Here is a 16,898-nt window from a genome sequence, read left to right on the forward strand (position 1 = left end):
ATATTTGCTGACATCCATGGGCCGAAATAAACAGATCGTTGACCGATGGATAAAGTTAGCAGTGGTCAAAATGGAGGTGTTGCAAAATCTTGGCGAATATTTGACAATATATTTTATCAATTGTATTGTTCTGATTTGCTTGATAACTATCCGCTCTACGTATCTAAAAATCCGAATTGTCCCTTCCAACAACCGCCATAAATGGATCACGCATACTACCACTCAACGGCGAATGCACCTCCTTCGTCTGAGTGGTATTCTCGCCTACCCGGTTTACCAACTATATTGCCTCCTTCCACGCGTCCAGTATAAGTGGTTTCGGGTTCCGGGATTCCAACTTCGATAGATTCGATGGATTCATATGCATCAAATAGTAGAGATAAATCTACGGGGCCAATGCCGAACTCGCCAGCAACAGCCTTAGCAAAACGGTACACGTACGACCCTTCAGTTGTCTCAAACGTTACGAACGCTCCAACGATTGGGATTGCTTTTCCAGTTAATGTTGTGGCTTTCGCTCCGACCTTTTTTAACGCTTTCTCTCCAACATCAGTGGCTTGTCCGCCTGGGAATGTTTTCTTGCCAGGAACACTTCTAGCCAATGGTGACCAAAAGTCCGAGATTTTCGCCCCTTTTTTTATAGCATTAGCAATTACATCACCTCCTTGTGTTACTCTTATGTAAGGCGCACCCAATACTTTTTCCAAATCCTTGACTCCGCTTAATTTACCTGCACCAGTTTTATAATCAAGTGCTAAATCGACAACATCACTAGCTTTACGGCCAACAATATGATCAACTGTTTCGCCGGGTTTAAGTAGCAACCCATCAACACTTCTTAGATTTCTACCGCTCTTTGCTAATACTCCGGCTTTTTCTGGCGGCATTCCTACTTCAACAATTAGTCCTGTATCCATATCAATGACAACCTCCGATGCTAACCTAGATAAGTTGGTACCAGGAGGGAGTCCTTTTCCGTCGATTCCGGACCTTGCCATGAATTCAAGAGCCATATGTGCCCTTGTGCCCTGAGATGCTCTTGTAAGATCTTTGAATTCATCTTGGGGTATCTGATCAACCAGACTTTGATAGTATCGAAGTAGCGCTACACCTTCATCATCTATTGATTTTTTGCCTGACCTATCCAATAAATTTATTGGGTTGTTATTAGAATAACGAAACAAATTCCCTCCCCCCTCAATCCCAATCGGATCACTACTCAACCACCTCCCAAGCCAAGGCAAATAATACCTGGCACTATGATATTCCAGTCCCGTTTCCTCATCCCGCTCCATGCCTGTGTATCGGTAGCGCTTTGCAACTGATCTGATGGCCTGGTTTTTGGCTTGGAATGCAGTCGTGCCGAAGGGGTGATACTCCTCATAGCTAATGATCTGCGCGCGTTGGTCCAGTTCCAGGCTGGCTGAGCCTAAATGGTTGTGCAATTGATACCTTACCAGTTGCCTTTCGGTATCGTCATCAATTTCGTTTCTGGTTTCGATCATCACAAACCGGTGCCCTTCGTCCATCAGGCTCAGTGTACTGCGTTCGAGCCCTGCGAGGCGGCCATGGTGGTTTTTGTATACCTCATAACCGGATACATATATACGCTCTTCCATTTTAGATGCATGGGTACCGCCGGCAGTCTCGTTCTCTGTTATTTTACGGATGCGCTGGCCCTGGCCGTCATACTGGTAATAAGTGGTCATGGGCGTATTGGCATCCACATCTCCACAGCGTTGCCTGATAGTCCGTACCACTTCTTCCTTAAAATTCCAGCTGATGCTTTCCAGGTGGGGTAGTTCTTCCAGATATCCGTGTTTGGTATGGTGCCGGTACCGTGTATAATGTCTGGGATTTGAAATACCTCCAACAAATGTTGATACGAGCCGGTTGTTGTTCTGCTCGTAGGTATAACCCCGGGTCCAGCCACCGCCAGCCGCTGTATGTTTCATTTGAAGGATATTTCCAACGGCATCGTATTGAAATTGCTGTGTATAATTCCGAACACCGAATGGATCATTGGTATTGAGCAGGTGCGTAAACGGCTTGTCGTTCCAGTTGTCACAATCTCCATAAATCAAACTTTCCGAGTTTTCCTTTCCTGTTGCCTCGATCAACCGGTATAGCGCATCGTAGGTATATTCATTTTTGGGTTCAATTCGGCTGTTACTAAAAAACGTGACGGCTTGTGAAAGATCCTCGATCGTGGTGATGTTGCCAACCGGGTCATAGGTATAATGCAGGTCCTGCAACAGGCTGTTGTCGCGTTTTTTACTTTCCAACCGTTTCAACCGGAAAGTTTCTTTATCATAACTAAATCGGGTCACAACATCATTGCCATACTGAATACGTTCGCGCTGCCCCTTTTCATTGTAGCTAATGGCGTTGATATAGACAACCTCATTTTCTGAACCAGCATGTATTACTTTCTGGGCTGAAAGCAGGCCTGCTTCATTGTAGGACGGAGTGAGGATACTTCTATCAGGCGTGATTTGTCGGGTTACTCTACCCATGGCGTCGGTTTGGGTGGTGAACGTGAACGACTCGTTTTCCAGTTCTCCCGCATGATCGCCTTCGGTCCAGTTGGCCACCGATTTGTAGTCTTTCAAAAGTTTGCGGGTCGTGGACCTCGGCTGCCCTTTGAAGTCAAATGCCGGTGTTTCGATGAAGCCGGCGGTATCAAAATACCGAATGGGTTGACCGAGCACGTTACGTTGCTGCAAGTCTGTTTCATTGTCCCGGCCTTCCTCTAAAAGACTTTCTCCGTAAACGATCAGGTCAAAAATGTGGTCAAGCGTCACGGACCCGTCGCCACCAGTTACTTTACTGTACGAAGGCCGGTGCGCAACGTCATAAAAATACTGGAATTCGCGGTTTCTTTCATCCCAGGTACGAACAGGAAGGCCCAGGATGTTGGTAAACAGCCACCGCTTTCCCGCATCCATGCTATCCTGAAAAACCATTTTCCCCAGCATGTCGTACTTGTACCGTACGACGTCATTTCCACGCGCGTCGGTCACCTTCCTAAGATTACCCTCGGTATCAAGCGAAACCGTCGTAAGGTAAAATTCGTCCTGCTCGCCATCACGGTTGTGTTCGACTGAAAGTATGGGCCTGCCCAGGGTGTCCAGGTGCATGATGCCAGGTGTGTTCGCATGTCTGGCCGCTTTCTCCGCTGCGGCCTTCTCCCTGATCGGATCCTTCCCATCAGCAATGAGCTGCTCATCGATCAATTGGTTGATCCGGCCATCGTACCATTCGGATTCTAAAACGGTGTCATTGGGATCATAAACGGTTTGTTTCCAGGAGTCAAATTCCAGGCGGCTGAGCGTACCGTCAGGCATTTTGGTTTTTTTCAAACGTCCCATGGCGTCGTAGAACATCACCGGTGATACGCCGCTTTCTACCAGCTCTCTGGCGTCCTCGAAAGCATTTGTTACCGAGAAATAAGGCTCATATTGTTTAACAGCATTTCCTTTGTTGTTCAGGATTGTCCTGCCATTACCTATCCAGCGCAACTGTTTTGGATTTAGAGCACCACTATTTATTTCACTTACGGTATAGCTGCCCGATGCGTCTATGATCGATTTTTCGGCTTTACCTGGTTCCGCCTGAACTTTTTTCATGATCACCTGCCCGAGTCCGTTGGCGTATTCAAAGGACAATTGTACCGGTGATTCGCTGTTATCTTTAAAATGCTCTTGTCTGACAATGGATGCAGTTACAGCTGGTTTGCCCGTATTTTTATACACATCAAAATCGTAAACAAAGCGTATCGTTGCATGCTGAAGAAGACGCTTTGCAGTCGCTGTTAATGCAATGGAATCGGCTGTGCCTTCCGCTGTTAACGGCGTATTGAAAAATTGCAGGATCAAATCCTTTTCTTCTTCCTCTGTAAACCCGGCAATTCCATCCAAATCATCTGCCTCCGTCCCTTTTCCCATGACGGCAATAGCCTTTACCAGGCCCAGCTCGTCCATCAATGCTTCGGAAATATTGCCATTGATATCGCGCATCCGTTGAGGCGAAAGCGTGTAAAAATTAAATAGTTCTACCGAGGACCTATTACCCAAAGCGTCCTGGGTCTGGTCGATAAAGAGAAAATAGTTTTTATAATATTTAACCTTTGTGATCGCACCGTATGGATCAGTATACGAAATGGGCGCGTAGAATCTTTTTTGTGCGTCGGCATCCGTTTCGTCTGCGGTGCAGAACTGAGTCGTGCCCGATCGTATCCACCAATTTTGGTCGTCACAATGCGTGAATCGTCCCGTTTCTAACAGCGCATCATTCACTTTTTCGCCATAGATGTCGTTCAGCAACGCGGGTGTATAAGCCAGCTGGTAGCTCTCAAAGGGTAATGCAAGGGACTCTAACGTATGAAGCGGCAATGGCTCATCGAGGGTATTTTTGATATAAGTTGTACGTACATGTTCAATCAATCGCTTCTGGGATGTTCCGGGTGCGGGTTGCCTGTTTGTTTCCTGATAGGCTGCATCTTCCGACAGATCCAGTATTTGGTCAAAATTATTCAGAGAATAATATGATCCTGTTTTCGGGATTCCTTTAAGCTCAAATGTTTCGACCTCTGACGGCAGCCTGAGTCTGTAAAGGTCATTCCCGGTCAGGTCATTGGTAAAGCTGCTCCGGGTATAAATGATGATGGTTCTATTTTGTTCAGACCGTATGTCGTCGGTTAACAAAGTGTTGTCAACCAATCTTGGATACACCACTGAGGCACTCTCAAGTATATTTCCATATTCATCCAGTTTGACGTTGAGATTATGCGCTATTCTCGGGTCGTTGGTATTCCTCTCGTAACTGTAAGTAATTGCTTCGCTCTCCCTGCATATATAAACCGCATGCCGGTTGCTTCCTTTGGGTTGTAAAATTTCGATTACGCAATTATGCGTAGAAACCGAGTAAGGCGTTAGTTGCTTCCTGATATCATCGGTTGACGGGTTTTCAGCTGGGGCGTCCAGCGCAAAAACTTCCGAGCGTAATGACATACCTTTACAAGCACGTAAAGCCTCCCTTTGCTCACCAAAACTCAGGTGCCTGGTAATGGAATCTTGTAATCCGGGTGCTGCAACGATACGTGCGTCTGGTAGGGTGACTTCATGATGAAGCGCATCATAACCAAGTCTACGCATTTCCCTGTACCAGTAGTCGATTTCAAATTGCCCGAGGATCTTGTCGTCTCCTAAAAATGCACCCGTGTGGAACCAGGTCTTTGAAACAACAGGTTCCTGATGCAGCTCTTTATCCACAATGTTTGACGACGTGCCCTTCTCGCAGTTTTCGAAATGCTCTGAGTCTGTTTGTTCCACCATGCCGAATCCCCGAAATTCCCGTTCCAAATGATCGTAATATCCATGGTGATAACGGTAGCTTGTGACAAAACGGTAGCCCGATATTTTATCAACGGTTTGGGTCCTGGAAACGCAATGTACCGGGAATTGAAGCTGTGTAAGCCAGGGCTTGCCTGCCAGTTTATCCTCGATATAGAACTTTGTGGAAGGAGCGTATTCAAAGGACACCTCTTTGCCCAGGTTATTCTTATAGCCTGTCATGACGTGAGGCTTTTTACTGCCCATCAGGTCGATATATTTAAAAGGGGCTTGGGTATCCTTGGAAAGCGGTGATGACCAGACAATACAGGCGACCCCGTTACCGAGCAAATCGATAATCGAAATTTGAGCCTGGGTGTGAATTTCAGGAAATGATTCTATCTCAAAGGGGACGGTTCCGAATCTGTTCCCGCTTAAATTTTTCCAACATGAAAATTTATTTTTGCCCAGATAAATAATATCAGCAGTGCCCGAACCGTCGATATCTGCAAGTTTAAGGTATGTGGGATTAAAGGAATCCGGGTAGTCGAACAAAGGCGGGTTGTCCATCGCAACCTTCGCTCCGAAACTGCCGAATCCAGTGTTTGGCCAATAGCAGACCTCTCCGTTTCGGATCCGAACAATATCTGTTAAACCGTCACCCGACATATCGGCCAAAAAAATAGACTGTTTTTCATCAGCAAAAACAATGGCCGGACCGGCTTCTTCATCGAATGGTTTAGGGGTCAGGCGTGCAACCGAATAGCCATTGCGGCCCTCCGACTGATACCAGGTGAAAACGTGATCCTCAGAAATGAGAATTTCGGGCCGCCCGTCACCATCCAGGTCAAGAATACGGGTGTTTGGGTCGCCCAGGTCTATGTTGGGCAAATGCTCAAAATATCTGTAAGCAAGCCATTCTTGATTATCGTCGAGTTCATAATAGCCGGGTTCAGTTCCACCGAAATTTACAAACTGCCTCCCTCCATCTGCATCCAGGTCCATTAACTGCAGCTTGCTTCCCAGCCCCTTGAACGATGGCTTTGGGTCTACCAGTTGTGCCGGCTCAAATTGCCCATCGCCAAGGTTATGCTTGTAATACCAGCCGGTAGCTTGTTCTGTCAGAATTCCTGATAGTCCCTCGTTGTAAAGATCGGTAAATTGGTAGCGCTGATCAGCTAATCCCGCGGGAGCTTGGAGCAGTGAATCAAGTGAAACTTGCTTTATCTGGTCGTTCCATTCGTGTTTCTGGTATTCAAATTCGGTTGCTGGCAGACGCTTACTAGTGTAAGTACCATTTTCTTGTTTGATGTAACCAAACGATGTAACTGACTTTAAAAATGTGAAATCCAGTTCAGGCGTCTGATCATACTCAAAATTTAACGACTTGACCAAAGCCGAGCCACCCGGGAGTTCTCGGAAATGATGCCATGTCAAAACCCGTCTGCATAGGCGGGTTGTTCTTATTTCAAAACCTGCTTTGTAGTCAGAGAAAGAATCACTCCGATAGTTCCATATTTTAGTCTCTGCGAAAGGTGCTTCGTTGTCATATTCCCCGTAATCGAAAATGGTTTTAAACATAAAATCACTTTCAGCGGGGTAGGGATCACCGAATTTAGAGTATGGTGTCTTATTTCCATACAATACTTTCGCGAGGTAGGTATTGGTGTAGGTGATATCTCCATTTTTTACCCGGTTATTATTGTGCAGAAGATCCGGGATCTCCTCTGCATTTTCTATTTTATAATGGTATTGACAGCAATTTCCTTTGTCGTCAAAAACGAAATCGGGCAGCCATTCAAATATTTTGTGTGGATTTTTTGGATCCGCCACGACAGACTCACTACTCCACCCCAAAAGTGTTGTAATGTTATCCCCAGTTTGTACGCGCCATTTAATTGTGCCCGACCTGATATTGGTCCATCGTTCTATACGGGCAAATAGGCCTTCGATACGGGGTTTGTAAAAACGTATGGTATGAGACCCGTCCGTAGACGTTCTCTCAGCAATTACGTAATCTCCATTTTCATCTTTGGCAAAAGTCCCGTCATCGTGTTTTTTAAACACTGGCACCAAATCCTCAGTACCTGAAAAAAGATAAGTGTCGGATTCGAGTGCATCCAGATATGTGGGAAGACCTTTGTCTGTCTTCCGTCTGATACTGGGAAGATCATAATTCCACCCAAGGCCAAAAATACCGTTTCCAGCGCCTGAATTGTAAGAAAGATTTAACGAAGGCGACGCACCTCTTGCAGGTGAAAAAGGAAGGGGGACCGAAAATGAGGCAGTACCGTTAACCGCATTTACAGAAAACTTTTCGTCTATTCCCCGGATCGCCCCGCTACCTTTGGGTAAGGAATTGGAAGGAGTTTCAATCGCGTTTGACTTGGTCGAGGCATCCCGGTCTTTGAGAAAGGCTGAATCTGTTTTCATTTTCGAAATTGATTTGTTTCAACTAGACAATCCTTCTGTTTATGACCAGCTTTTTTGCTCGGACCAAGTTCTCATCTAAATCATGCCCTAATTTACTGCCCGAAAACTTCTACTTAAAATTGAATTTTAGGTCTTTCGAGCCCCAATCAGTATTAATTACTAAAATGAAGTGACATCTTTCAAAATGTATGGTGATTTGCAAAAGTTATTGCCTCAAATGGATCGAACACGCGTTTTTCAGGAAAACTAGTTACTATGCAATGAGCCTGAAGTGCACTATTATTCGTTTTATGTGTAAATCTAAAATCTTATTACTGATGTCGAGATTATGAAATTTTTTATTGAGGTTTATAAAAGCTGCTCAAAGAAAAGTACCACCTGTTCTTCATTGATGGTAGGAAGATTTTGGACAGCTTACAATCCTTTAAAGTATCGTTTTTTTATACAACAGACGACAGCATGCCCAAAAAAGATTATCTGTCACAAGAAGCACGGCACAAGTTCGATAACCCGCCTGTTCTAAATTCGGAGCAAAAGCTTATTTTCTTAAAAGCACCCCAATGGGCTACTGAATACGCTAAGACTTTACAGACACCTTCCAATAAAGTAGGATTTCTTCTCCAGGTCGGCTACTTCCGGATTGTCAGCCGTTTTTTCGTTCCCAACCGGTTTTATCAAAGCGATGTTGATTTCCTGGTACAAAGAATATCAATCGATTCAAATGCTGTTTCTATAGGAGAATATGAGGGGCGGACCGCTCTGCGGCATCGCGAAGATATTCTTAAGTATTTTGGATTTACTGCCTTTGAAAGTTCATCTGTACAAGCGTTGATGGAAGAAACTCAAAGGCTGGCCCATGTACAGACCAGGCCGCATTTAATATTTGAAGGCATGGTTGGTTTTCTCCAGGAACATCACATTGAAATTCCAACATACCAGGCTTTAAAAACAATACTTGATAAGGCACTTTCCAATTTTGAACAAGATTTGGAATCCATTTTAACCAGGTTTTTAACAGCTGATGATATTTTGCTTCTTGACCAGCTGCTTGTAGAACATAGCTCTTATCAGGAGGATTCCAGGCAACATTTGAAAGTGAAGCGGTACGAAATTACCTTCTTCAAACGTATTTCACAGTCCATGGAGACAAAGCAGATCCGGGAGCGTGTCTATAACTTTCAGCATTTAAAGCGGATGTACCTGCAATTATTACCTGTTGCAAAACGCTTAAAGCTATCTGATGCAACAATCCAATTCTATGCTGAATATGTCATTAATAACCAGGTACCACAAATAGCGACCAGAAGTACGATCCGGTATCTGCTTTTGATTGCCTTTATTATCCATCAATACTATTTATTGGGAGATGCGCTTATCCTGACTTTAAACAGTGCAGTCACAAACTATGTCAATGGCTGTGAAAATATGGTTAAACTAGAGCTTTATGAAAACCGGATGCAGACCGCCCAACTGGTTAGCAGTGTAACACACCGGAGCACCACCCATATTGATGTACTGGCAGCAATTGAAAAAATAATCGTCGATACGGTTATGGAGCCATTGGCCAAGGTAACATTGATCGACCAGCTTTTCAAAAACAAACGGTTATCACAAAAGCAGTTAAAGGAAGACGAGCAGCGTCTTAAAGCTCTCAGGGAAGCAAATCAGAAGATAAATGACCGTGAAGATTTTTACATGGCTATTGAAAAAGGTTCTTCCAGGCTTACAGGCAAGGTCGGTGAAATTGTAAAAGCTTTGGTTGCCAGCAGTACAGCGTCATCGGGAAAAGACATCCTGAAAGCGTTCTTGTATTTTCAGCAAAAGGATGGATCCATTCTCGCCAGAGGAGCAGTGCCAACTGAATTTTTGGGAATGGAACAGCAGCAGCGCGTGCTGACCGCAGAAGGAAAGCTCCGGGTGGGATTATACAAAGTATTTTTGTTTGAACAAATACGGGATGATATCAAGTCAGGGACGCTTCCTATTGAGTCATCTTATGATTATCGCAGCTTTGATGAATATGAAATTCCTTCCAATGTATGGAATAAAGAGAAGGACAAGCTCATTGAGCAGGCCGGATTAACGGCGTATAAGGACTCCCGTGTAACACTGCTCCGGCTAAACGAAAAGCTCAATGCTCAAATAAAAAGTACGAATGAGCGTATAGAAGCCGGCGAAAATAAGAAAGTCTATTTTGATGCTGGCGGTGACTGGCATCTAATGAAAGACAAATCGGAAGGTGATATTGTAGAATCTGAATCCCTTTATCCACAGGAATATATTATTCCTTTATTGGAAGTACTTACCACGGTACAAAATGCAACCGGATTTACTTCCGCGTTCATGCATGCGGGTATTGATTACCTACCGAAAAGGCCCGAAGAAAAGCTGTTTTTTGCCGCAGTACTGGGCTATGGATGCAATATTGGCATACGCAAGTTCTCTTTCATGTCCAAAGGTATCCGTACCAGCTCGCTTGAAACTACTGCGCTTCATTACTTTTCCCCGGAAATGCTGATCCAGGCCAATGATAAAGTGCTTGCTTTCAGCAATGCATTGCCGCTCACAGAACATTTCAGAAAAGACCTGGGGTTTGTTCACACGTCAAGTGACGGGCAAAAATTTGATGTTTCAGTCGCTTCGCTGGTTGCTTCCCCATCTTTCAAATATTTCGGAAATGGCAGGGGTGTTACATTCTATTCCTTTCTGGATGAATCAGGGCAATTATTTTATTCAATAACATTTAGTGCAGCAGATCCGGAATCACATTATGTGATCGATGGACTGACACATAACGAAGTGATATTACCCAATGCCCATTCAACAGATACTCATGGCTTCAGTGAGCCTGTCTTTGCTGTAACGGGGCTTTTGAACATTGCTTTTCGCCCCAGATTTGCCCGTTTTCATCACCAGCAACTTTACAGTATTGACGAAGTACGTACTTACCGTGAACAGAATTATAAAATTATCCCGGATGCAAGGATCAACTTGGCACATCTCGAAGAGCAGTGGGACGATATATTAAGGCTCGTATGTACCATTAAGTTGGGATACTCCAAGGCATCAACATTGTTCAGACGATTGAATTCTTATTCAAAGCAGCACCCGGTATACAAGGCGTTGAAAGATTTAGGCCGGCTTTACAAGACGGTTTACGTTTTTGAATACATGGACGACGAAGTGATCCGTAAATCTGTTTCAGGATCACTTTCCAAAATTGAAAGCAGTAACAAATTTTCAAAAGCCATTACGGTTGGCAATAATCAGGAGCTCATATGGGCAACCAGAAAAGAGCAGCTAATTGCCGAAGGGTGTAAAAGATTGATAGCTAATTCGGTAAATACCTATAACCTGATGTTACTGTCTGAAAAATTGGTGTCAGCAGCCTCAGAAAAAGACAAACAAATTCTTTTGAAGAAAATTATTGCCACATCCACCCAGAGCTGGGCACATATCAATTTAGTCGGGGAATATGACTTTTCGGATGGAAAGGATTATAAAACATTTGATTTGGATGCCTTGAAAAACCTAATGCTAACGCCTGAGAATTAAACATACAGTAATTATGGTGATGACAAAACGTCCGCGAAAGTCGTGACCGTTTTTCTCCTTTTCTTTAATTTAACCCAAAGTAGGTTGATTCCAGTCTAAAATCTGTTCGTAATTCAATTGTTTGTCGAAATATGACCTGGTATTGTGGCTCAATACTAACCGATTAAGACACAAAATCTCTTAGCGCTATTCTTTGTCCAATTACTAAAAGAACCCCAACATGGAATCAGCTACGTAAATTCCGCTTTATGTTATTTATTGAAAATTGACTTTCAGCCGAGGTTTAAAACGATTCACAAGGTTAAGTTATTCGGAACTGCTTCAGTACCAAATCAAACCAATCCAATTTTCAGATCAATGCAGGCGGCAGCATTAATACACAGCCTATAGAAGAACAATGGGATAACATTTTACGCCTGGTAGCAACGCTAAAACTAAAACATACCATTCCATCTGTCTTATTAAAACGCCTAACCTCTTACTCCAATAGGCATCCTTTAAATGTAGCTCTTCAAGAATTAGGTAAAGTCGTCCAGAGTATTTTTGTTCTAAAATATATGGATCAGGAAGATTTGCGAAGAAGAATTAACCACCAACTGACACAAGTCGAAAGCCTGCACTGCTCCGGCAGCCCGGCAGCTTGCAGATGAACTAAATTTGGGCCATGACGGATTAATACAATTTGCAAATAAAGAGGAACTATTAATTATGGCTCGCAGTAAACAACTCATTATCAATTCAATTGTCTGCTACAATTACCTTTATCAAACCAAAAAAATAACAGAAGCAGGTTCACAAGAAAGAAAAGAAATACAGAATGCGTTGTCGCACTCTGCTGCTTTTGCTTATCGGCACATTAATTTTCATGGAGAATACGACTTTTCAGATGACATCATTAAAAATTCAATTAAAGTAGATTTAAATACGTTATTGCAAATTGAAGAGCAAGAAGTCGCAACAGTTTAATAATCAATGTATTAGTGATCTACGCTGGGAAGTTTGCCCCACATTTAAGTGACTCCCCAATCCTGGACTACGATTCAGCAGAAAGGCCAGCCCCGGGTATTCATCAAATTTTCCCGTAAGCACTGTATACCATGCGCGGCTAGGGAGAAATGTACCAAAATGAAACGACGGGGTGTCAGCCTACTGGGCGATACGCAGTATCAGGCTTTACAGGAAGCCCGACAGCGGGAGATTCAGCAAACCTGGCTGCTTCTTTATTCTCAACGGGCAGGCATTGAAGGCAGCGCTTTCCCAGGCAGTACGCGGGTTTGGCATGCGACGTTCGCGTTACGTGGGTCTGGCCAAAACGCATTTGCAGCACATCTGTATCGCCACGGCAATCAATCTATACCGGATTGCTGACTGGATCAACGAAGTACCCCTGGCCAAGACGCGTCAGGCCTCCTTTTTGCGCTTGATGCCTTGATTGGTCGACCAGGCGTGAATTCGCCAACAGTATCTATTTGTAATGAAAACCTCAAATACCAGCCACAGCAGGTGTATTTTCATAAGCGTTGATTATTTAAATAGTTTTAAAAAATCAATGATGCCTGTTTTTTTTAAAATAGGATCTGTTTTTTATTCAAGAGCGGAACGGAAATCAAGTATAACTGGCTTTATACGATTCATTTTATATTAACTAGTGATCCCATGGGTTAGCAGCAGATATATTCCTGATGCTTCATTGCCTCTATTCCAAAACCAGCATTTTTAATACTTCTTTATGCGTTCCTGAGGTGATTTCTAATAGAAACAGACCTTTGGATACCTGTGAACCTGAAACGTCCATGTCAACTACTGATGCTGAACTATTGGTTTTCTTCCGGGTCTGTACGGCTTGTCCGGTCTTGTTTAGCAGCCTTAAACAGACATCACCCTTATGCCGGTTGGAAATCTTGATCGAGATATGTTTGTCAGTAACCGGATTGGGATAAATACTTGATGCTTCCGGCCCGGGCAACAGAATTGCGGATTCCTGTTCTGTTGTCATCCTTGCGGCCGGCAGCGGCAGATCCTGTAGAACGAGCTGCGGCGGATGGACTTCTCCCTCCCTGCTGCTGAAGGTCAGCTGGGCGTTCTGGCCGGCAGGGTTGGTAATTAAAAAGCTTACCGTTTGATCTGTTGCCAGTTGTGACTGTACAAATGACGTTACATCTATTTCGTAGTATTTAGCCGTATTATTTACATTCACTGATCCCAATGTGTTTCCCGAGCTGGCTGGTGCATTATTCCAGGTAATGTCCGTTTCGGTCCACAAATCGTTGGTTACACCATAAGCAGACAGACCAACAGTTGCGGTACTTTGGGAATTGGAACCATATAATCGCAGCTTTGCTGAGCTCACCTGGCTTACATTCGCCAGGGAGAATTTCAAATAAGTGCAACGCTGATAGCTGGGCAGGCTTCCGGCTTTGACTTCCAGAGTGGGGGCTGTTCCGTAGTTGGCCGCATCGTGGGGCACATTACGGATATATGCATCGGCAACCGGTCCTAAAATAGTCTGCATGGGCACTACCTCTATCGCAGCAATAATGGGCATGTCAGCAGCCCCTTTCAGAAAGTCAATGTCCAGGGTGCCGTCTGTGACATCGACCACAAATGTTTCCGTTCTGGCGCGCATGGCCCCGCCGGCTTTGGTAAAAATATCGTAGTTGGTCAGCTTTCGGATGCCTTCCAGATCCACATGGAACCGGCGTTTGCCATTGCCGGCCGGCCCGCCTTTACCTGGTACGCCCCAGTAGATTTCCGCAAAATGCAGCACGAGCTTCATTTGTCCGTTGGTAACGGGTATGCTGTAATTAAATGCCCGGCCAAAGCGCTGCTCTCTGTAGAGCTGGTCATCTGTTGTAGCATGGATATCACCGCCGGAGGAATTAGAGATCCGGGTGGTACCACTAAAATACTGGTCTGCGCTAAAGTGGCGGCCGCCGGAAGCTGCGAAGGATGTACCACCTGCATTAATGCGCATTTCCTGGACGCCGATGGGCACAGGGTCATATTTGTATAGCTCGTAACCATACACGGATGTACTGGCGCTGATCAGCAGGGTGTTATTGATAGAGGCCATTTCTTCAATACCCGTATTTTCGTTCGGTGTGAGGTCCTCCACCATAAAGGTGCCTTCCGGCGTTCCATCGCTTCTCCACAGCTCATTGCCTGTTGCCGGTTCATAGTAATTGAAGTAAAAAAGGTTTCCCAGACCGGCAGATGATCTTATTCTGAAACGCAAGGGGGCTTGTACCATGGGGGTCACGCGTTTGGTGCCTGAAACCGTGCCGTCACTTACCCATACCTGATCCCCGTTAACAACGTCACGCAGACTAAAAAACAGTTTGCCATTTACGTTAGTAAATTTAAAAGGGCGCCGCCGGTTATCATCTTCGCCAACCGTACCGATGGCTGCCAGCTCAATAGTGCCCATAGCTGTGCCATCGGTCCGCCATAAAAATGTTTCGCCCGTATCATAGTTGCTGATGATCATATACACATAGGTGCCGGCCGAATGTAAACCCGATGCCCAAAGCGGCAGGGATTTGACCATATAGGTCCCTTGCGGGGTTCCATCCGTTTTGGCCAGGTTGTTTGTTCCGTTTTGCCAGGCCAGGTAAAAAAGGTTTTCACCAGAGACAGTCATTTTCGAATAATGGAGCGATCCAAGGGAAAGATCGCCGGCAGGCACAGTGCCGGCCTTTGTGCCATCACTTTTCCAGAGTACATGACGGTCAACCCCGTTCCAGGCTATAAAATAGAGCGCTCCCTTGAATTCTATGGAATGAAAAAAATCGGTATTTTCCAGCGTTTTGACCAGCACAGTCCCTTTCGGGGTTCCGTCACTTTTCCAGAGCTCTGTTCCAGTATTACTGGTAATACCAAAGTACAGCGTATTTCCGATACTGGTAAACCCCCCAATACTATGGTAATATTTGTCAGGAATATCAAAATCTTTCACCAGAACAGTCCCATTATCTGTGCCGTCCGAAGCCCATAGCTGCCAGCGAGACTTAAAGAAGACTAACCGGTTTGTATGCATCAACAAATCCAGGCCACCCGATATCTCCCTGACCAGAACTGTGCCGGCAGCGGTGCCGTCTGTTTTCCAAAGCCCTTCGCCGGCTTGCGGAATGACTGCTGAGAAATACCCTGTTCCGTTCAGCTCAGTAAAATGCCGGGGTATAGAGTTTTGAGTCGTTACTGCGGTTATAGGCTGGGTTTGCTCTGTTGTAAGACTGGTTTTGAAAAGCTGATAGCCCGATTCAGGATATCCTGCAAAGAATACATCCTGCCCTACAAGTGTAGGGAACAAAATGGGAAAGTCAGTCAGTGCATGGGTCCCCTGCCGGGTTCCGTCACTTTTCCAGAGTTTGCGAATTCCGTCACTGCCTTCAAATACTAGCTGGTTGCCTGCTACAAACATTGTCCAGTAATCTGATTGATAATTTTCCAGATTAATGTCACTGATCTCAACGGTCCCGCCGGCAGTGCCGTCACTTTTCCATAGTTCATACTCGCGGGCATCATTTATGGCGAAAAAGAACAGGGTGTCCTGAAAACTTGTGAGCAGTTGCGGAGAAACCGGCTGGTTACTGTCTGGGCTGGCGTCCTTGACTACGACAGTTCCTTCCGGCGTTCCATCGGATTTCCAGAGCACGGTATTTCGGGTAGTTGCCAGCGCTGAAAAATAGATGGTTCCGCCTGCTGCGACCGGCTCACCCAACCTTTCCAGGCCGGACCTGACCGTATCGACGCTTTTGCCATCTGTTTTCATCAGGTCGAATTCGGTGGTGAAATACAGATAACCGCCGGCAGCCGCCGGACTAATTAAGCCGGGAACAAGCGGTCCCGGAGTAGTACCTTTTTCCGTTCCGTCGCTGCTCCAGAGCACGGATCGGTTGTTTGGTCCTGAATTTATTGTGAAATAAAGTTTACCGTCCATTTTAGTAAAATAATCGGCCCTGACCTCGAAAGCACCTGGGCTCAGGTCCTTTACTTTCGTTGTCCCGGCTTCAGTCCCGTCAGTTTTCCATAACTGCAGTGATTCATTGTAATTCTGCGATCCTGAAAAATAAAGCATACCGTTAAACTCCAAAAGGTCTCTTGTACTGTAAAAGTGCGAAAGCCTGTGCAGGGGAATGGTACCTTTCCGGGTGCCGTCGCTGCGAAAAAGCCAGGCACCTCCCTTATAAAGGGCTTTAAAAAAAGCATATCCATTTGCACTCGTCAGGTCCTTGGGCCATTCTTCTTCGGCATCAAGCTCGGTGAGACGGATCGTGCCCTGTTGGGTGCCGTCTGTTCTCCATAACTGATATCCGTGAAAATTATCGGAGAAGAAAAAGAGCAGTCCATTAACCGCCACCCTTTCCTGAATGTCATGGCCCCTGCGCGAGGGTGTATCGTTGATGTCTTTGACCAGCCTGATCTGCTGGGCATGCGCGGTCAAAACCAAAAACATGACCGGCCAGCAGGCGAACAGAAGTAGGTATCTTTTCATGCTGCTATTGTTTAAACTGGATTAATAGTAACTGTTTATTGATATAAATGGGCTAAGGTGTAAAGCTGGTTGAAAACAGGGGT

The 16,898-nt window shown here is 45.1% G+C and carries 5 protein-coding genes and 2 pseudogenes; 5 read left to right on the forward strand and 2 right to left on the reverse strand.

Features of this window, described 5'->3' with window-relative positions:
- Positions 1-215: 215 nt before the first annotated feature.
- Entirely contained in the window at positions 216-7,766 is a 7,551-nt protein-coding gene (locus tag KZC02_RS30360) for a SpvB/TcaC N-terminal domain-containing protein (RefSeq protein ID WP_221392091.1), read from the reverse strand.
- 459 nt (positions 7,767-8,225) lie between these two features.
- Between KZC02_RS30360 and KZC02_RS30365 the strand changes: the two genes are divergently transcribed.
- The 5 genes and pseudogenes from KZC02_RS30365 (at position 8,226) to KZC02_RS33530 (ending at position 12,753) form a co-directional block, all read left to right on the forward strand.
- A complete protein-coding gene (locus KZC02_RS30365) occupies positions 8,226-11,321 on the forward strand; it encodes a Tn3 family transposase (RefSeq protein ID WP_221392092.1) in 3,096 nt (1,031 codons plus the stop codon).
- Positions 11,322-11,629: 308 nt separating this feature from the next.
- A complete protein-coding gene (locus KZC02_RS33520; protein ID WP_221395241.1) occupies positions 11,630-11,971 on the forward strand; it encodes a Tn3 family transposase in 342 nt (113 codons plus the stop codon).
- Positions 11,967-12,287, forward strand: a pseudogene (locus KZC02_RS32720) (Tn3 family transposase); the annotation flags it as partial. The gene KZC02_RS33520 and the pseudogene KZC02_RS32720, both read left to right, overlap by 5 nt.
- 48 nt (positions 12,288-12,335) lie before the next feature.
- Positions 12,336-12,554 (forward strand): annotated as a pseudogene (locus KZC02_RS33525) (transposase); the annotation flags it as partial.
- Positions 12,460-12,753 carry a transposase gene (locus tag KZC02_RS33530; RefSeq protein ID WP_409014235.1) on the forward strand — a complete coding sequence of 98 codons (294 nt, stop codon included), beginning with the start codon at positions 12,460-12,462 and terminating at the stop codon, positions 12,751-12,753. The pseudogene KZC02_RS33525 and the gene KZC02_RS33530, both read left to right, overlap by 95 nt.
- 264 nt (positions 12,754-13,017) lie before the next feature.
- Here KZC02_RS33530 and KZC02_RS30385 read toward each other — a convergent pair whose 3' ends face one another.
- Positions 13,018-16,815 carry a DNRLRE domain-containing protein gene (locus tag KZC02_RS30385; RefSeq protein ID WP_221392095.1) on the reverse strand — a complete coding sequence of 1,266 codons (3,798 nt, stop codon included), beginning with the start codon at positions 16,813-16,815 and terminating at the stop codon, positions 13,018-13,020.
- Between the last annotated feature and the right edge of the window lie 83 nt (positions 16,816-16,898).

This window comes from Dyadobacter sp. NIV53 (assembly GCF_019711195.1).
Lineage (GTDB): Bacteria > Bacteroidota > Bacteroidia > Cytophagales > Spirosomataceae > Dyadobacter.

What these genes read in the sequence shown, in the direction of transcription:
- KZC02_RS30365 (WP_221392092.1), top strand. Translation starts at nt 8,226, where the DNA reads ATGCCCAAAAAAGATTATCTGTCACAAGAAGCACGGCACAAGTTCGAT.
- KZC02_RS30360 (WP_221392091.1), bottom strand. Translation starts at nt 7,766, where the DNA reads ATGAAAACAGATTCAGCCTTTCTCAAAGACCGGGATGCCTCGACCAAG.
- KZC02_RS30385 (WP_221392095.1), bottom strand. Translation starts at nt 16,815, where the DNA reads ATGAAAAGATACCTACTTCTGTTCGCCTGCTGGCCGGTCATGTTTTTG.